Genomic DNA, 17752 nt, shown 5'->3' with positions numbered 1-17752 from the left:
GCTGCCGACCGGGCCGTCTCGGGGTACTCCAACGGGATGCGCCGGCGGCTCGGACTCGCCGCCGCCATCCTCCCCGAGCCGCAGGTGCTCGTCCTCGACGAGCCGACGGCGGGACTGGACCCCCGTGGCGTCGCCGAGTTCCACGGCATCATCGACCGCGTGCGAACGGAGACGGGTGCGACGGTCGTCCTCTCCTCGCACGTCCTCTCGGAAATCGAGCGGCTGTGTGACCGCGTCGCCGTCCTCGACGGCGGACAGGTCCTCGCCGCCGGAACGGTCTCGGAACTCGTCGACGCCGACGACGTGACCGTCCGGATACGACCGGAGAGCGCTGGGGATATCAGCGGACTCCTCGCGGCCGCCGAGACGTTCGGCACCGTCTCGGCGACGAACGGGACGGTCACCGTCCGGTGTCCGGCCGGCGACGTGCCCTCGCTGTTCGCCGCAGTCGATTCGACCGTCGATATCGCCGACGTGACCGTCGAACGGGACGGTCTCGAAGCGGCGTTCCACAGCGCACTCGAAACTGCGGAGGTGAGTCCATGACCGCCGAGAACCCCGAGGAGCAACGCGAGGAGCCGACGCCCGACGGCGGCTACGCGGCCGGTCACGAAGCGTCCGCTACCGCCAGCGAGCAGCCGCGACTGCGGCAGATAGCCACCGTCGCCGTCACCGAGTACCGACTCGCGCTGCGGAGTCGGTGGGCGCTGGCGCTGGCGGCGCTGTTCGCGCTGTTCGGGACGATGCTCGCGACGTTCAGCGGGTCGGCGGTCGGCCCCGAGGGGATGGAGCGGGTCGTCGCCAGCCTCACCAGCCTCGCGGTGTATCTCGTGCCGCTGTCGGCGCTGGCGTTCGGCTACGACGCCGTCGTCGGCCGCGACGAGGAGGGCTGGCTCGAGGTCATCTTCTCGCTGCCGGTGTCACGATGGCGGGTCGTCGCCGGGACGTACCTCGGTCGGGTCGCCGTCCTCGCCGGTACGACGGTGCTGGGCTTCGGCGTCGTCGGCGCTCTGCTCGTTCGGGAGTTCGGCATCGCTTACTGGGGGGCGTTCCTCGCCTTCCTGGCCGGTGCGGTCGCCGTCGGCGCGGCGTTCCTCGCGATTGCCGTGCTCGTCTCGACGCTGGCCCGCGAGAAGACCCACGCCCTCGGCGGCGTGTTGCTCGTGTGGGTGTGGTTCGTCCTCGTCCACGACCTGCTGGCGCTGGGCGTCGTCGCGGCCTTCGAGTTGCCGAAGGCGGTGCTAAGCCTGTTCGTCCTCACCAACCCCGCGAGCATCTTCCGCGTGCTCGTGTTGAGCCAGCTGGGAACGACCGCGGGAAGCGGGTTCGCGGCCATCCTCTCGGCGACGGGGCTTTCGACGCCGGGACTCATCGCCGCGCTCCTCGCGTGGTGTGTCCTCCCGGTGGCCGCGGCCGGCCTGTTGGTCTCCCGGCGCCGACTGTAGGGCACCCGGTCGCTCCACGGCCTTCGAATCCGCCGCCAGAACCGTCGAAGCGCTGACGTACCACCAGCACCTCTATCGGATGACTGTGTCGCAGCACCGACGGTACCACACTACACGATGACTCACAGCGACCCTGCGACGTACGTTGCCGAGAACCGGTCGGAGCTGGTGCGGACGACGCTCGACACACTCGCCGTCGACACGTCGAACCCGCCAGGCAACACGCGCGCGCTCGTCGAGAGCATCGAATCGGAACTCGACGGATTGGGCGTCGAAACCGAACGGTTCGCGGTCGACCCCGCGAAGCCGAACCTCCTCGTACGAATTCCGGGTAACAGCGACCGGACGTTCTGTTTCAACGGTCACCTCGATACGGTGCCGTTCGACGCCGAAACCTGGGAGTACGACCCCCTCGGCGAGCGAGTCGACGACCGCATCTACGGCCGTGGCGCGACCGACATGAAGGGGCCGCTGGCTGCGATGCTGCTCGCGCTGCGGGCGTTCGTCGAAGCCGACGGCGACCCGCCGGTCGACCTCCTGTTCGCGTTCGTCAGCGACGAGGAGGTCGGCGGCGACGCGGGACTGCCGGCGCTGTTGGCGGCCGACCGCCTCGACGCCGACGCCTGCGTCATCGGCGAACCGACCTGCTCGGCGGGGCGATACTCCGTCGTCGTCGCCGACCGCGGGAGCATCTGGTTGACGCTGGAGGCGACCGGCGAGGCCGCCCACGGGTCGCGGCCGGTTCTCGGCGACAACGCCATCGACCGCCTGTACGGTGCCGTAACGACGCTTCGGGAGCGGTTCGGGCAACGGGAACTCGACATCGACGCCACGGTCGAACCGATACTGGAGGAGTCCATCGAGTACTACGCGCCGACGATGGGCGCCGAGACGGCTCGTGCCCTCTTTTCGTTCCCCTCGATTAATCTCGGAACCATCGAAGGCGGTGAGGCGATAAACAGCGTCCCACAATCCGCGACGGCCGAAATCGACATCCGGCTGACGGCGGGGGTACAGACGCCCGATGTCCTCTCGGAGATTCGAGAGTGCGTCGCGACGTGTGACGGCGTCACGGTTGCGGAGGTCTCCTGGAGCGTCGGGACCGCAGAGCCGCCCGACAGCCCGCTCGTCGACGCCGTCGCCTCGACTGCGGAAACCGTGACCGGCCAGCGGGTGTACCGCCGGAGTGCGACCGGCGGCGGCGACGCGAAGAAACTCCGAAACGCGGGCGTTCCGACCGTCGAGTTCGCGGCCGGAAACGACACGGTTCACGCCGTTGACGAGTACACCACGGTCGACGCGCTCGCGACCAACGCGGCCGTCTACGCGCGGCTCCCCGCCGTCTGGGCCGACACGGAGGAACCGTGAACAGGCTGCTGGCAGGGCCATCTTTAACATCGTTGCGTGCGTATTATTGTGCATGAAGCGAAATATCGGCGTACTCGACGGACGGGTTCGGCTCGCGGTTGGCGCACTACTCGCGGCCGTCGGTATCGCGGCCGTCGCAAACGTTCTCGAGCTCGGCTTGACGGCAGGCATCATCGCGCTCGTCGTCGGGGCGGTCCTCGTCGGGACGAGCGTGACCGGCCTCTGTCCGCTGTACCGCCTGCTGGGAATCAGCACCGCCGACGAATAGCGTCGGTTCGCGGTCGGTTTTTGTCGGTTGGGTAACCCGTCGAGCGTGAACACTAATGTTGAGTGACGCCGATTTAGACGTGTGTCAAATCGACCCACACAGCCACGTGAAAGCATCTGTCCGTACTGTGGTGTCGGCTGTGGCATCACGTACAACCCGGATTCGGGGAAGGCGACCGGCTGGAAGGGCCCCGTCAACACCCGCGGGGAAATCTGTCCGAAGGGAGCGGCGGCGTGGGAAATCGTCGACCACGAGGACCGCCTGACCACGCCACTCGTCCGCGACGGCGAGACGTTCGTCCCCGTCTCCTGGGAGACGGCCCTGGAGGAGGTTACGGAGGCCTTCTCGGAAATCGTCGAAACCGACGGTCCCGACGCGCTGGGGTTTTTCGCCTCCTCGAACTGCACCAACGAGGAGAACTACGTCCTCCAGAAACTGGCGCGGGCGCTCGGGACGAACAACGTCGACAACTGCGCGCGGTTGTGTCACTCCTCGACGGTCGCTGCCATGGGCGAGCGCTTCGGCGCCGGCGCGATGACGAACACCCTCGATGACCTCCGAGAGGCCGACGCCTACCTCGTCGCCGGCGCGAACCCTGCCGAGCAACACCCCATCATCTTCCGGTCGTATCTCCTGCCCGCGGTTCGGGACGGAACCGAACTGATTCACGTCGACCCACGAGAGAACGACACCACGAAGGCGGCCACACACCACCTGCCGGTCAAACCGGGGTTCGACATCCCGCTGCTCAACGCCGTCGCGAAGGTGATACTCGAGGAAGGCCTCACGGACGAGTCGTTCCTCGAAACGCGCGTCGAGGGGCTCGATGCGTTCGTCGAGTTCCTCGAGGGTGTTGTTGTCGACGACACGCCCGGCTGGCGGGCGTCGACCCCGACGACCTCCGGGCGGCCGCCCGCGCGTACGCCGAGGCCGACCGGGCGGCGATTTTCACCGGGATGGGGATGAGCCAACACCACTGCGGCACCGACAACGTCCACGCGCTGTTGAACTTGGCCCTTTTGACCGGCAACGTCGGCGAGCGCGGGACGGGCGTGAATCCGCTTCGCGGCCAGAACAACGTCCAGGGCGCGGGCGACGTGGGTGCGCTGCCGAACGTCCTGCCCGGCTATCGGTCGGTCGGCGACGCCGAGGCCCGCGACGCCGTGACCGACGTGTGGGGATTCCGACCGCCGGCCGAACCGGGACTCACCGAAGTCGAGATGACCCACGCCTTCGGCGATTCGATACGCGGAGCGTTCGTGTTCGGCGAGAACCCGGCGGTGACCGAACCGAACGCCGACCGCGTCCGCGAACGGTTCGACCAGTTGGACTGTCTGGTCGTATTGGACCTCTTCGAGACCGAAACCGCCGAGTACGCCGACGTGATTCTCCCGGGCAGCGCGTGGGCCGAAAAGGCCGGCACCGTCACCAACACCGACCGGCAGGTCATGCGGATGCGACCCAACACCGACCCGCCCGGCGACGCCCGCCTCGACCTCGAGGTGCTGTGTGAACTCGGCGAGCGACTGACCGACGATGGCGTCCGTTTCGATTACGACGGTCCTGAGGCCGTCTTCGAGGAACTCACCGAAGTGCTGCCACAGTACGCCGGCATGTCCTACGACGGTATCGGAACGGGAAGCCAGCGGTGGCCGTTTCCAGCGGATGCCGAGGAGGGCATCGGCGTCCTTCACGCTGAGCAGTTCGAATCCGGGCGTCGAACCGCCGACCTCCGGGCGGTCGAACACGTCGACCCCGTCGACCCGGTTGCCGACGACGAACTCGTGTTGACCACCGGGCGAGTGCTCCAGCATTTCAACAGCGGCGCGCTCACGCGGCGGTCGGAGACGCTCGTTCGCATGCGCGGCGAGGACGTTCTGCAGATACACCCCGACGACGCCGAGCGGCGCGACATCGCCGACGGCGATAGGGTTCGCGTCGAAAGCGAACGGGGGTCGGTGACCATCGAGGCCGACCTCACCCCGGCGGTTCGCCGCGGGACCGTCTTCGCGACGTTTCACTACGCCGACCCCCTCATCAATCGGCTCACCGGCGACACCTTGGACCCCGTCGCGAAGATTCCCGAGTACAAACACAGCGCGGTGACGGTTGAAATTCGCCGGGAGTGACAGGTAGTCGATGCCGCGCCCCAATCGGGGACCCGCTTAAGCGACTGGGGGTGGTACTAGCCGCATGAAACACGTCGACTACGTCTACACCGTCGGGATGACCGACGCCGAACTCGATGAGTTCCTTCGACTCGGCGAACACGGGGTGTTGGGGTTGGCCGATAGCGACGATGCCTACGCGGTGCCGTTGAGTTACCACTACGACGGGGACCGCCTGTTGCTCAGGGTGAGCGGCCACGACGACGACAGCGAAAAACGGGGGTTTCTGGAGACGACCGAGACGGCGACGTTCGTCGTATTCGACGCCTCGACGGCCGATTCCTGGAGCATTCAGGTCCGCGGTCCCGTACGCGAGTTCGAAAGCGACGTCGAGGAGGCGACACTGCGGGAGTGGTTCCCGCCGTTCCGGCTGTTCGACGAAGCCGTCGAAGCCGTCGACTTCAGCCTCTTCGAGTTGGAGATGGAGTCGGTCGTCGGACGCCGAACGGTCGAGTGAGCGTTAGAAGGTGATGATTTCGTAATCGTCGTCGACGAGCGAGCGGATGCTCGGATGGCCGTCGTTCTCGTCGGCGACGACGACGCCGGAGTCGTGGACTGCCTCGTCGACGCCGAAGGCCCCGGAACAGAAATCACAGACCGAGGTGTCCTCCCGAACCGACAGATACAGATCGTGGTGTCGGTGGTCTTCGTCCTCCAGTTCGGGCACCCACTGGGTGCCGGCGCCGTCGAAAATCAATTCGACGTCGTCGCCGTCGGCTTCGGCGAACTCCTTGGCCGCTTCGAGGCCGTTGACGAGTCGGCCGCGGTCGGCGTGGGATTCGGTGCCTGCGAGAATCACGATTGCTGCGTTCGTCATTACGGAGATTGATACGTCGAGTCGGTACAAAAGGCCGAGTCGGTCGTGTGTCGTCGGAACCACGCGGCAAAAGTCACGGCCGGTCAGTGGTCGTGGCCGTGGGCGTCGTCCGGGCGGGTGAACTGCCCGGCGAACGCCCGCTGGACCACCTCGGACAGCGCCGGGTGGATGTGAACCGACTCGCGGATGTCCCGAACCGTCCCGGACCCCGCTTTCATCGCGACGACGACCTCCTGAATCAGGTTCGACGCTTCGGGACCGACGATGTGACAGCCGAGTATCTCCCCGTCGAGGTCGATGAGCACCTTCACGAACCCCTCGGCACGCATGGCGCTCCCGCGGGCAGTTTTGTCGTAGGGGTACGTCCGGGTGGCGTACTCGACGCCGTCGCCTCGGAGGTCGCTTTCCGTCGCTCCGACGCCGGCGACTTCCGGCGAGGCGAAGACGGCGAACGGCATCGCCTCGTAGTCGACCGCCTGGAGCTCCTCGCCGAAGAGGTTCCGGGCGACCGCCTGCGCTTCGTGGTTAGCGCTGTGTTTCAGCAGGTACTCCCCGACGATGTCGCCAAGCGCCCACACGCCGTCTGCGGTCGTCCGCAGGTATTCGTCGGTTTCGACGAACCCCCGCTCGTCGGTCTCGACGCCCGCCGCCTCGACGTTCAGCGTGTCGGTGTTCGGGACGCGGCCCGCGGCGACGAGTAGTTCGTCACCGGTCGCGGTGACGGGGTCGGCGTCTTCGACGATGCCGCCGTCGTCACCGTACTCGTAGGGTTTGGCCTCGACGGTCACCGAGTCGCCGTCGTCGCTGACGGCCGTCGCCGCGTGGCCGGTGTGGACGGTGAAGCGGTCGGCGTAGCGCTCGGTGAACGCCGCCGCGACCTCCTCGTCGGCGTCGGGAAGCAGGTTCGGCCGGCGGCCGACGATGGTCACGTCGCTGCCGAACGTCCCGAAGAAGTGGCCGAGTTCCGCTGCGATGTAGCCGCCGCCGACGATGACGAGATGGTCCGGCGGCGTCTCCAACTGGAGGGCTTCGGTGCTCGTCAGGTACTCGACCGACTCGATGCCGTCGATGTTCGGAACGCCCGGGCGCGTCCCCGCCGCGATGAGCACCGTTTCACCCCGGAGTCGCGCCCCCTCGTCGTTGCCACCTGAGATTTCGAGGGTTCGGTCGTCGACGAACCGGCCCTCGCCCTCGAACAGTTCGTGTCGGGACGACGAGCGCAGTCCACGTCGAATCGACTCGGCGTCCTCTGAGACCTCCTCGTTGACCGACCGGACGATTTCGGCGAACTCGACGTCGTTCACCTCGGCGTCGATGTGGAACTCCCCGGCCCGCTCGATGGTTTCGAGTACGTCCGCGTGATACAGCAGGTGTTTCGAGGGAATACAGCCGCGGTTGAGACACGTCCCGCCAAGGGGGCCCTTTTCGACGACGGCGACCGACTGCCCTTGGTTGGCGGCGGCGTTGGCCACGTCGAGTCCTGACCCCGAGCCGATGACGACGAAATCGAATTCTTCCATGGAGTACCTACGGTGTGATTCCGTATCAAACCCCAGTTGCTCGTGTGTCTCGGGCGTCCGGGCGTGGAGGTGACCCGCCAGAAAAGACGCCTACACGCCCGAGTTGGGTGGTGCTCTGGATGGCAGCGTCTCCGTTTCCTCGGCCGCGCCGTACCACGACCGCACCCACATGAGGACGCCGAGGGCGAGCGGCGACAGCAGGGCCGCGCCGTACACCCCCAGTAGCGACACCTGTTCGACGGTCAGTTCGCGAACTCCCTCGAAGATGTTCCCGACGACGACGGCGCCGCGCATCCCGCCGTCGCCGTGGAACGAGCAGGCGTACTTGCTGATGCCGGTGCCGTCGAACGCCAGTCCCCACATCCCACTCGACTGCTCGGGACCGGTGTAGCTCCCATCGGCTGCCGCGACGGCGTGGGCGGTGTCGCCGGACCACTCCCAGAGCACCCGCGTTCCGGGGTCGACGTGGACCGCCGGCGGAGAGAAGACAGGGGCACCGCTGTCGTCAGTGTCGACGGCGATTCGGACCTCCTCTCGACCCCGCATGTCGACGGTCCCCTCGAAGTTGTCGACACCGTCGAACCAGCCATCGTACTCCGGCTCTTGCGGAACGTAATCCGGGGCGGCCGTGGATGCACCGACGTCGATGTCGCCGGCGACGATGGCCGCTTTCATTCCCATCGCCTTGTGGGGGGTACACGCGTACAGCGAAACGCCCTCGCCGTCGAAGGCGTGGGCGAACGTCTCGCCGGCGTCGGTAACCATCTCGCTCTCGTAGCTCCCGTCCTCCGCGGCGACGTTGTGGACACCACCCTCGCCGGTCCACTCCCAGGTCACCTCCGTTCCGGGGTCGACCCTGACCGCGGCGGGTTCGAAGGCGAACCCGCCGCCGTTGCCCTCCGCACCGACGGCGACCGACACCGTCTCCGCGCCGCGCATGTCGACGATGCCCTCGTAGTTCGAGACGTTGCCGAACCACTCCTCGAAGTCAGCGTCGGCCTGAGCGGCCGCAGGGTGGGCGGCGACCAGCGCCGTCCCGCCCGCCGCGAGGGCAGTCGTCTGCAAAAACCGTCGGCGGCCGAGCGGTCGGCCCGTAGTCGTTTCGGTCATACATTAGCAAACGTATGTTTCAAATATAACCGTATAAGCGGATTCTATGGGCCCGAGAAACTGGTTTTCGATATATATCATAACGTATCCTATGACGTAATAGAGCAGAACAATGATGCCCACGACCACTCGACGACGCGTTTTGCAGACCGCCGGACTCGGCGGCGCGATGGCTCTCGCAGGCTGCACGGTCGGCTCGCTGACGACCGAGGACGTTCAAACAAGCCCGCTGGCGCTCCAGACTGAGGAGGAGCTCGACGAGGCCAAGCCCGTCGACGTCGACCGAATCGCCGCCGACCCCCGGGACATCCCCGCACCGATTACGCGGTCGAGTCCCGCCACCGTCGAAGTGGAACTCGAGACCCGGGAAGTCGTCGCGGAAGTCGAACCCGGCGTCACGTTCACCTACATGACCTTCGACGGGCAGGTTCCGGGCCCGCTCGTCCGCACCCGCGTGGGCGACACCGTCGACCTCACCATCCGCAACCCCGAAGACAGTTCGATGGTCCACAACGTCGACTTCCACGCTGCCCGCGGGCCGGGCGGTGGTGCGGAGGCGACGAACGTCGCCCCCGGCGAGGAGGCACATCTCCGATTCAAAGTGACCTACCCCGGCGCGTTCATCTACCACTGTGCGGTAGCGAACGTCGACTACCACATCTCCAGTGGGATGTTCGGCCTCATCCTCGTCGAACCCGAGGAGGGGCTGCCGCCGGTCGACCACGAGTTCTACCTCGGCCAACACGAACTGTACACGAACGGCACGACTGGACAGAAGGGCCACCACGAGTTCGACTTCGAGCGGATGGCGATGGAGGACCCCACCTACGTCCTCATGAACGGCGAGAAGTACGCCATCACGCCCGACAACTACGCCGAGATGAACGTCCGGACCGGCGAGACGGCCCGCATCTTCTACGGCGTCGGCGGCCCGAACCTCTTCAGCAGTTTCCACCCCATCGGGTCGGTGTGGGACGAAGTCTGGGAGCAAGGTGCCCTCGCCAGCGAACCGATGCGCTACGTCCAGACGACGCCCGTCCTCCCCGGAAGCGCCTGTGTCGCGACGATGTCGTTCCCCGTGCCCGGGGACTTCAAACTCGTCGACCACGCGCTCTCGCGGGTCGCCCGCAAGGGCGCCCTCGCGGTGGTCTCCGCGGAAGGGCCGGAGAACCCCGACATCTTCGACCCGATGGAGTGACAAAACGTATCACCGTCCCTCCGCAGGGTTGACCCATATGGGGGTCACCAACGACGACCAGGGGAGTGTTGGACCGACGCTATTTCTCGAATCGACGCCGCTCGATGCCGACGAGGCGTTCTGTACCGACGTGTTCGACGACGCCAGCGGAGAGTACCGAGTCGTCCAGTTCACCGCGGCGCAGTCCTTCGAGTCGCTCCGGGAGGCACTCGACGTCCAGTTGGAGCGGATACGCGACCCCTCCGAGGCTGCCGTCATCATCACCACCCCGCAGGCCGACGAGGAAGCGACGACCTCCGAAGTCGGCGAAGGGACACCGTTGTACGGGTTCCAAGTCGACCCACACGACCTGACGGGGATTTCGGTCGCTTTCTCACGGCTCATCGAGAAGTGGGACGAAACCGAGGGGACAGTGAGAATCTGTCTCCGAGACATCGAATCGCTCCTGCCGTATCACGACGACGACCTCGTCTACCGGTTTCTCAACACCGTCCTCGCGACGCTGCAAGGAGCGGGTGCGGACGTCCACGCCCACCTCCATCCGACGGCGACCGACGAGCAGACGCTCCACATGCTGAAATCCCTGTTCACGCAGGTCGTCGAACCGGGTGAGTCCGATGCAACGGCGGCTACAGCGACGACGGAGCCGAAACGGGAGGACACCGAAGACCCCTCGGAGGCGACGACGGCGACGACCGCAGCGATGAGCGACGCGGAAATCGATGCGTTCCTCGATTCCACCGGTTACGGCGTTCTCGCGTTCGGCGGCGACGGGCCGTACGTCGTCCCGATGTCCTACGGATACGACGCCGCACGGCGGGAACTGTACCTCCACATGTCGTCGTTCGAGGGGAGCGAAAAGCAGACTCGACTGGAAGAGTCGACTGCGGTATCGCTGGTCGTCACCCGATACGAACGCCCCGACCGCTGGCGGAGCGTCGTCGTCGACGGCCAACTGGAGCGCCTCTCGTCGGAGGAGGTTCGGGACCGCAACGTACACGCCGTCTTCGCCGACAGCAAACTCGCCTCCGTCGACGTGTTCAGTCCCGACCCCTCCGAGATCTCCTTCGAGTGGTACGCCCTCACCCCGACCGACATGACCGGTCGACAGGGCGCCGGCTCGCTATGAGTCGAGTCGCAACGGAGTAAGTCACGATGGACCCACAGAGTTCCATCCAGATCTGTTAGCGGAATTTGACAGCGGTATCCCAACAGAACAAGGACTAGAAAGCCGATTCAGAATCATCGCCGGGGGCGTCGGCGAACATACCGGCGACAGACGAACTGGAACACTATTACCGAAAGAAGTCCGGTAGTGACACTCACGCCCGAATGCATACATATTCACTAACCGTTTACGTTTGTGTACATATGCGACAACAGTTGTGATAGCTCGGTTTTTGGCCGTGTATTTCCACCACGATTGGTTCTTTCACCCTCGTACAGAGAAATCGGGCCACGATTCCGGGAACACCCGCCCAGGCGGCTGCTTGAACGGACTCGAAGTAGGATTCGTACAGTCGGAGACGACACCGGTCGTGGTGATAACGCTCGATCGGTCGTGTCGAACGGAATTCCCAACGCTGAACGACGGCCGAAGTTATGACGGAATCCGGATGCGTCATGGTCGAGGGGGTATCCACCCCGGTGGCAGCAGCAAAATAACAACACTAACACTGTTATTCTGGGACCTACGTCAGTGAGATTTCCAGTTCGAATTCGTTAGCGGTAGCGAGGACGATTTCGGGGAGCTCCGTCTCGAACCATTCGCCCGTCATCCGGTTGGCGGGACTGGCCACGCTGAAGGCACCGATGACCCGTCCGTCAGGGCCGTCGACGGGGACGCCGACGGCCTTGACGCCATCGAGTTGTTCCTCGTGGTTGTACGCGTACCCGCGTTCGTCGATAGTCGCCAGTTCCTCGTGAAGTGTCGCCCGGTCGGTAATCGTGTTGTCGGTTTCGGCCGCGAGTCCGAACTCGTCGATTATGGCGTCGACACGCGCCTCGGGGAGCCTCGAGAGGATGGCCTTCCCGGCTGCAGTCGCGTGGAGTGGGAACCGCTTGCCAACCGTCGAGTACGTCCAGACGGCGTGCTCACCGGAGAACGTGTACATGTACACCCCTCGGCCGTGTTCTTCGACCGCAAAGACGGCACGACAGTCGGTTTCGGCCGCTAGCTGTTCCGTGTAGGACTCCGCGACGACGTACGGTTCCTTCCGCGTGCGAACGTGTTCGCCCAGTTCGAGAAACGAGAGACTCAGGTGATAGACATCACCCTCTTTGGACAAGTATCCCGCTTCCATGAGCGTCGTGAGGTGGCTGTGGACCGTGCTCGCAGCGAGGTCTAGCTCGCTCGCGAGTTCCGTCACTCTGCCCCCGCCACGCTCTTTGAGTAACTCGATTATCTCGAACGACGTCCTCGTCGTCGAGAGCGTGCGTGGCGTCGCGTTCTCGGTCATGCTATCCCTACACGTACTAGCTTCTTAAATAATTCGCCATACCCGAATTCACCCCAGTCGTGCGTGAGTACACCATGCACAGATTAAAATATGTACTCGCGAGCGCTTCGTCGATGGGGTATAAAATTCGCTTCTCACGAATAATGGCGGTCGGTTCCCTCGTTCACAGCCGGGATCGGGGGTGGATTACCTGTCGTACTCACGCTGCTCGCTAAACGTATTCTCGAAACAGTTGAATTCGGGCGTCTAAGCGGGTTCGACGCGGAACGAGGGGAACAATCACACCAATCTCGTTCGGGCATGCCGAATCGATGGCCTGGCCGAAAACGTAGCGTCCGCTTCCTATCCGAAGGTCGGACGCTTGCTTCGCCCGTCGAAACGGCCGAATATCGTCATCTCGACATCAGACGAAGGAGTTCCCGGTCGCGTCGTTCTCGAAACGGTACTTCGATATCCGTGAATATCCGCTCTGCCGACCGGAACGGCAGCAGTGTGCGGGACGTATGAACTCACGCAGGGCTTCGAACGGACCGTTCAGAGGCCGAGCATATCGCGCGTGTCCTCGGGCGTCGCGACCGGCCGACCGAGTTCGTCGGCGATACGCGCGGCGCGTTCGACCAACTGGGCATTGCTCTCGGCGAGTTCACCCTTCCGATAGTAGATGTTGTCTTCCATCCCGACGCGGACGTGGCCCCCCATCGCCATCGCCATCGTCGTCATCGGGAGTTGGTGTTTGCCGACCGCCAGACACTGCCACTCGACCGGGTCGGGGAGGTTCTCGACGAACGTGACGAGGTTCCCCGGACCGGCAGGCATCCCGTTCTGCATTCCGAAGATGGCGGTCGCCCAGTAGGGTTCCTCGAGTAGCCCCTTCTCGATGAGGTGCTCGGCTTCGGGAATCTGCCCTGGATTGAACAGTTCGAGTTCGGGTTTCACGCCGGCATCACGCATCCGTTCGGCGTACTCCTCGTTCTGTTCGCGGGTGTTGACTGCGGTGCGGGTCTGACCGAAATTGATAGGCCCCAGGTCGACGGTCGCCATCTCCGGGCGCGGCTCCGTCTCCAGAATCGGAGCGATACGTTCCTCGCGAGAGAAGATACCGCCACCGCCGGTCGTGAAGTTGACGATGATGTCGTCACAGTACTCGTCGATTCGGTCCCGTAGTTCCTGATACCTCTCGACGGATTTCGTGTTCTCCCCCTCGTCGTCCCGCGCGTGCAGATGGACTATCGACGCACCGGCCTCCTCGCACGCTCGGATGTCCTTGGCGACTTCCTCGGGTTGTGTCGGGAGGTTCGGATTCGCTTCCTTGCCGTGATGGCCCCCGGTCGTCGCGACGCTGATTATCACCCGTTTCGAAAAGTAGTCCTCGTAGCCACTGTATGCCATACGCCTGCAGAGTTAGTCTAATAGTATTTAAAAATTCGTGTAGGGCTTCCGGAATGAATTCAGTCAGTACGCTATACAATAGGTTTATGACATAGAATGTGAGTAGTAGAAACGTGACTCACGATAGCACTGCGATTGTTACCGGAGGTGGCAGTGGCATCGGTCAGGCGATAGCTGTCGAGTTGGCAACGCAGGGCCATGACATCGTCATCGCCGATATTGATGAGGCAGCAATGGAGAAGACACAGGACCTGGTCGAATCGAAGGGACAAACAGCCCGGGCGATACATACCGAACTTGGAAACGAAGATAGCGTCGAATCGACCGTCGAGACGGTAATCGAGGAATTCGGTTCCATCGAGATACTGGTGAACAACGCGGGGATTGCTGGCCCAACAACACCCTGTGAAGAAGTCAGTACTGACGAGTGGGACCTGACTGTCGATGTCAACCTTACCGGACCGTTTACGATGTGTCGAAGCATCCTCCCGCAGATGAAAGACGCCGGGTACGGTCGAATCGTCAACATCGCCTCGGTCACAGGCAAGCGCCCGCTCGTCAATCGAACGCCCTACGCCACGACCAAGATGGGATTGATTGGTTTTACCCGAACACTAGCCGCCGAAGTCGGTGAACACGATATCAACGTCAATGCAGTCTGTCCTGGCTCCGTTGATGGACCACGTATCAAGCAGGTCTTCGAAAAGCAGGCCGAGGCCTCGGGACGAACGTACGAGGAGGTGCGGAGCGAGGTAGAGACAGAGAGTCCTCGAAATGAACTGGTCAAACGAGAGAACGTCGCGGAACTCGTGGCGTTCCTCTGTTCGGATCGGGCGGGCCAGATTACAGGCCAGGATATCAATATCTCCGCTGGGAAGGTTATGTATTGATATCAAAGAGTCGCTACGCGGATGCAGTATACCTGAGCGTCAAGGCCTGACTGCCGACTTGATCGTACCCGTAGCTGCGCGTTAGCTACCGGAACTATCCGTACCATGCTTCGAGCGAGTTGTAACAGCCTAGAACAATCCAAACGCTTGTACAGACACCCATAATTATATATACGGGCACATTCCATAGCTTACTCAGACCACGGATGACAGAAGATACCACCAATCAGAGCAGGCGTCAGTTCGTCACAGGAGCCACCGCCCTCGGACTCGGTGCTCTCGCGGGATGCACTGGGGGGGAACGGTGACACCGGGAACGGCAACGGAAATGGAAACGGAAACGGGAATGGAAGTGGGAGCATGACCTCGATGGCCTCCATCGCCAACCGACAGAACTCCTACTGGCTCAGTTGGGAGAAGGGCTATCTCGAGGCCGCCGAGGCCTTCGGCTACGACACGAACGTCCAGACGAACAACGGTGAGGTGAGCACCCAGAAGCAACAATTTGACACGGCACTCGCGAGTAACGCCGATTTCATCGTTGGCCAGACCTACACCAACGCGGCAGCCATCTCGCTAGCAGAGACGCTAGTGCAGGGGGACACCCCGGGTCTGCTTGCGGTTACCATCGCCGACTGGTTCGTCCCGCAGGACGCCGGTGAGGAGTACGTACAGTTCTTTACACCACACTTTGTCAACCACGCCTACAGCGCCGCGAAGATGCTGTTCGAGTCGATGGGCGGCAGCGGGAAGTTCGTCCACATCGAGGGCAACCGCGGAACAGCCCCGAACATCGGCCGGAACAAAGGTGTCGACCTCGCGATGGAGGAATACCCCGACATCGAGATGGCCGGCAGCCGACAGCCCGGTAACTTTATTCGGTCGGACGCGCGGGATGTCATGAACGACAAAGTCTCCCAGTTCGGCGACGACATCGACGGCTACTTCGGCCAGAACGACGCCGTCGCGCTGGGTGGGCTCACCGTTCTCGAGGAGAACGATATCGATGTACCCGTCGTCGGCATCGACGCCAGCGAGCCCGGGCTGGCGGCCATCGCCGAGGACCGAATGACCGGCACCGTCTCGGGCATGGGCCCGTGGCAGGCCGGCTGGTCGGTCGCGAAGTGCCACGACTACATCAACGGGCACACGCTCAGCCCCGCAGAGAAGATGATGTCGTTCAACGCACCGGTCTGTGTCAAGAATCCCGACGAGTGGACCGACACAATCGACCGACTCCCGGTCGTCGACGCCGCCGACTACAACGAGGACATCTTCTCCGGCGAGACACCCTACGACTGGAAGAAAATGTCCGTCGTCGAGGCCGGCGAAGACGCCTGGGATCCCCAGATCGACCTCCAGCCGATGGACCTCGCGGACATGAAGGAGGTCCTCGACTGGAAGGAGGACGACAAGCCGAGCGGCTACAGCCTGCCGGGCGTCTACACCGACGACGCCACCCAGGAGGAGACGACCCAGCTGTACAAGGACCAGTTCAAGTCGAACCCGCTCAAATAACGCTCATCACACCCCAAATGGAATCAGAGATACACACCGACGCGATGGACGCGGACCGGGGCAGCCCGACCAGCGGGGGCGACCACAGCTTCCGCGTCGAGGGCATCTCGAAGTCGTTCCGCCACGTACAGGCCCTCAAGGACGTGTCGCTGGCTGTCGACCACGGCGAGGTCGTCGGGCTGGTCGGAGAGAACGGCGCCGGCAAGAGCACGCTACTGAACATCCTGACCGGCGTGCTGCAGGCCGACGAGGGCCAGCTGTACGTCGACGGCGAGCCCGTCACGTTCACGAATCCGCGTGAAGCAGCGAACTACGGCGTCTCGCTCGTCCATCAGGAGCAGGACGTCATCACGACCATGCGGGGATACGAGAACCTCTATCTCGGGCGGGAGCGAGAGCGGTTCGGGGTACTCGAGAAGGAACAGATGCGCGAAGAGGCCCAGGCCTTCGTCGACGATCTCGGCATCAACATCGATGTCGACGATTACGTGCGCAACTACACGTTCAACGAGCGCCAGATGCTCGAGATTGCGAAGGCGTTCCACGTCTCCCAGAAGTCCGAGAACCCCGTCATCCTGCTCGACGAACCAACGGCAGGGCTCGAAGAGAGCGGCCGGAAGCTCCTGTTCGACCTCGTGAACGACCTTCGTGACCGGGCGACGTTCGTTTTCGTCTCCCACGAACTGGACGAGGTGCTGCAGATATCCGACCGGATTGTCGTCCTCAAGGACGGGGAGCGAGTCGACGCCGCTACCGCGGCAGAAGCAACCACGGACTCGCTGCAGCAGGCGATGGTCGGCCGGGAAACCGCCGACGAGTACTACCGCATCCCCGATCAGCAGCGCGAGGCAGACCTCGGCGCGACGACGATGTCCGTTGAGGAGGTGACCTGCGACGACACGGTCGGCCCGGTCTCCTTCTCCATCCGCGAGGGCGAGATATTCGGCATCGTCGGCGTCGAAGGGTCAGGCAAGCAGCAGTTAGGGCGCCTGCTCGCGGGCGACCTCGATATGACGCAGGGCTCTGTCTCCGTCGACGGCACCGTCCTGCAGGACCCGACGGTCTCGGACATGGTCGATGCGGGCGTCGGCTACATCCCGAAGGACCGGAAGTCAGAGGGACTGCTACTCTACCAGTCGGTGCTGGTCAACACCTCTCTGGCGATGGTCCGAGATATGAACGGCAACATACCGCTGCTTGATATGGATGCCGAGAAGGAGGCGACCCTCGACGCTATCGAGGAGTTGGACATCAAGACGCCGGGGCCCAACGCGCTGGTGCACGGCCTGAGCGGTGGGAACCAGCAGAAGGTCGTCATCGGTCGCTGGCTGGCCCAGGAGACCCCGGTACTCGTGATGGACAACGTGACCCGGGGAATCGACGTCGGCGCGAAGGAGGAGGTGTACCGCCTCTGCCGTGAACTGACCGAGCAAGGGGTCTCGATCGTCTTCATCGGCGACGAGCTTCCCGAGGTTATCGGCATGTCCAACCGCATCGCCGTGATGGCAGGCGGCGAGTTCGTCGACGACCCCTTCGACGCTTCGCCGGGTAACAAACCGACCGAAGAAGACCTGATACAGGAGATGATTTAACAATGAGTAC

The 17752-nt window shown here is 63.8% G+C and carries 15 protein-coding genes and 1 pseudogene; 11 read left to right on the top strand and 5 right to left on the bottom strand.

All coding sequences use genetic code 11. The features are described 5' to 3' along the window. The 6 genes and pseudogenes from GJ631_RS03125 to GJ631_RS03100 all read left to right on the top strand — a co-directional run. A partial coding sequence (locus GJ631_RS03125; RefSeq protein ID WP_156707740.1) for an AAA family ATPase occupies positions 1–546 on the top strand: 546 nt, incomplete at its 5' end. Beyond that, on the top strand, positions 543–1445 hold the full coding sequence (locus tag GJ631_RS03120; RefSeq protein WP_156707739.1) for an ABC transporter permease: 903 nt from the start codon (positions 543–545) through the stop codon (positions 1443–1445). The genes GJ631_RS03125 and GJ631_RS03120, both read left to right, overlap by 4 nt. A 117-nt stretch (positions 1446–1562) precedes the next feature. Next, positions 1563–2813 (top strand): M20 family metallopeptidase, encoded by a 1251-nt coding sequence (locus GJ631_RS03115; protein ID WP_156707738.1) that lies wholly within the window; start codon positions 1563–1565, stop codon positions 2811–2813. Positions 2814–2865: 52 nt separating this feature from the next. Then, a complete protein-coding gene (locus tag GJ631_RS03110; RefSeq protein WP_156707737.1) occupies positions 2866–3081 on the top strand; it encodes a DUF2892 domain-containing protein in 216 nt (71 codons plus the stop codon). An 81-nt stretch (positions 3082–3162) separates the two neighbouring features. Further along, positions 3163–5210, top strand: a pseudogene (gene fdhF / locus GJ631_RS03105) (formate dehydrogenase subunit alpha). 64 nt (positions 5211–5274) lie between these two features. Then, the gene (locus GJ631_RS03100; RefSeq protein ID WP_156707736.1) at positions 5275–5706 is read left to right on the top strand and encodes a pyridoxamine 5'-phosphate oxidase family protein; all 432 of its coding nucleotides are present in this window, start codon (positions 5275–5277) and stop codon (positions 5704–5706) included. Positions 5707–5709: 3 nt separating this feature from the next. Here the strand turns inward: GJ631_RS03100 and GJ631_RS03095 are convergent, their stop codons facing one another. From GJ631_RS03095 to GJ631_RS03085, 3 genes are all read right to left on the bottom strand, one after another. Next, entirely contained in the window at positions 5710–6066 is a 357-nt protein-coding gene (locus tag GJ631_RS03095) for a DsrE family protein (RefSeq protein ID WP_156707735.1), read from the bottom strand. An 83-nt stretch (positions 6067–6149) separates the two neighbouring features. After that, positions 6150–7586 carry a dihydrolipoyl dehydrogenase gene (locus GJ631_RS03090; RefSeq protein WP_156707734.1) on the bottom strand — a complete coding sequence of 479 codons (1437 nt, stop codon included), beginning with the start codon at positions 7584–7586 and terminating at the stop codon, positions 6150–6152. Between the two features lie 90 nt (positions 7587–7676). Continuing rightward, positions 7677–8696, bottom strand: coding sequence for a halocyanin domain-containing protein (locus GJ631_RS03085; RefSeq protein ID WP_156707733.1), 1020 nt, complete (start codon positions 8694–8696; stop codon positions 7677–7679). Positions 8697–8811: 115 nt separating this feature from the next. On the opposite strand from GJ631_RS03085, the gene nirK reads away from it, so the two are divergent. Beyond that, complete coding sequence (nirK, locus tag GJ631_RS03080) at positions 8812–9894, top strand: copper-containing nitrite reductase (protein ID WP_156707732.1); 1083 nt, start codon at positions 8812–8814, stop codon at positions 9892–9894. Positions 9895–9931: 37 nt separating this feature from the next. Continuing rightward, the gene (locus GJ631_RS03075; protein WP_156707731.1) at positions 9932–11023 is read left to right on the top strand and encodes a pyridoxamine 5'-phosphate oxidase family protein; all 1092 of its coding nucleotides are present in this window, start codon (positions 9932–9934) and stop codon (positions 11021–11023) included. Between the two features lie 562 nt (positions 11024–11585). Here the strand turns inward: GJ631_RS03075 and GJ631_RS03070 are convergent. Both GJ631_RS03070 and GJ631_RS03065 read right to left on the bottom strand, forming a co-directional pair. Continuing rightward, entirely contained in the window at positions 11586–12353 is a 768-nt protein-coding gene (locus GJ631_RS03070; protein WP_156707730.1) for an IclR family transcriptional regulator, read from the bottom strand. A gap of 534 nt (positions 12354–12887) precedes the next feature. Beyond that, complete coding sequence (locus GJ631_RS03065) at positions 12888–13742, bottom strand: 3-keto-5-aminohexanoate cleavage protein (protein ID WP_156707729.1); 855 nt, start codon at positions 13740–13742, stop codon at positions 12888–12890. 113 nt (positions 13743–13855) lie between these two features. Here GJ631_RS03065 and GJ631_RS03060 point away from each other — a divergent pair, with 113 nt between their 5' ends. The 3 genes from GJ631_RS03060 (at position 13856) to GJ631_RS03050 (ending at position 17742) form a co-directional block, all read left to right on the top strand. Beyond that, entirely contained in the window at positions 13856–14632 is a 777-nt protein-coding gene (locus GJ631_RS03060) for an SDR family NAD(P)-dependent oxidoreductase (protein WP_197424782.1), read from the top strand. Between the two features lie 360 nt (positions 14633–14992). Next, positions 14993–16150 carry a sugar ABC transporter substrate-binding protein gene (locus GJ631_RS03055; RefSeq protein WP_156707728.1) on the top strand — a complete coding sequence of 386 codons (1158 nt, stop codon included), beginning with the start codon at positions 14993–14995 and terminating at the stop codon, positions 16148–16150. Between the two features lie 17 nt (positions 16151–16167). Then, entirely contained in the window at positions 16168–17742 is a 1575-nt protein-coding gene (locus GJ631_RS03050) for a sugar ABC transporter ATP-binding protein (protein ID WP_197424781.1), read from the top strand. Positions 17743–17752: the final 10 nt, after the last annotated feature.

Origin of the sequence: Natronomonas sp. CBA1123 (assembly GCF_009741925.1) — an archaeon.
Classification (GTDB): domain Archaea; phylum Halobacteriota; class Halobacteria; order Halobacteriales; family Haloarculaceae; genus Natronomonas.
The sequence above is the reverse complement of the archived record's forward strand: the minus strand, read 5'-3'. Positions and strand labels throughout refer to the sequence as shown.

Coding starts and splice junctions, on each gene's coding strand:
- GJ631_RS03065 (WP_156707729.1), bottom strand. CDS start 13,742: ATGGCATACAGTGGCTACGAGGACTACTTTTCGAAACGGGTGATAATC.
- GJ631_RS03095 (WP_156707735.1), bottom strand. CDS start 6,066: ATGACGAACGCAGCAATCGTGATTCTCGCAGGCACCGAATCCCACGCC.
- GJ631_RS03075 (WP_156707731.1), top strand. CDS start 9,932: ATGGGGGTCACCAACGACGACCAGGGGAGTGTTGGACCGACGCTATTT.
- nirK (WP_156707732.1), top strand. CDS start 8,812: ATGCCCACGACCACTCGACGACGCGTTTTGCAGACCGCCGGACTCGGC.
- GJ631_RS03100 (WP_156707736.1), top strand. CDS start 5,275: ATGAAACACGTCGACTACGTCTACACCGTCGGGATGACCGACGCCGAA.
- GJ631_RS03085 (WP_156707733.1), bottom strand. CDS start 8,696: ATGACCGAAACGACTACGGGCCGACCGCTCGGCCGCCGACGGTTTTTG.
- GJ631_RS03090 (WP_156707734.1), bottom strand. CDS start 7,586: ATGGAAGAATTCGATTTCGTCGTCATCGGCTCGGGGTCAGGACTCGAC.
- GJ631_RS03055 (WP_156707728.1), top strand. CDS start 14,993: ATGACCTCGATGGCCTCCATCGCCAACCGACAGAACTCCTACTGGCTC.
- GJ631_RS03050 (WP_197424781.1), top strand. CDS start 16,168: ATGGAATCAGAGATACACACCGACGCGATGGACGCGGACCGGGGCAGC.
- GJ631_RS03070 (WP_156707730.1), bottom strand. CDS start 12,353: ATGACCGAGAACGCGACGCCACGCACGCTCTCGACGACGAGGACGTCG.
- GJ631_RS03115 (WP_156707738.1), top strand. CDS start 1,563: ATGACTCACAGCGACCCTGCGACGTACGTTGCCGAGAACCGGTCGGAG.
- GJ631_RS03120 (WP_156707739.1), top strand. CDS start 543: ATGACCGCCGAGAACCCCGAGGAGCAACGCGAGGAGCCGACGCCCGAC.
- GJ631_RS03110 (WP_156707737.1), top strand. CDS start 2,866: ATGAAGCGAAATATCGGCGTACTCGACGGACGGGTTCGGCTCGCGGTT.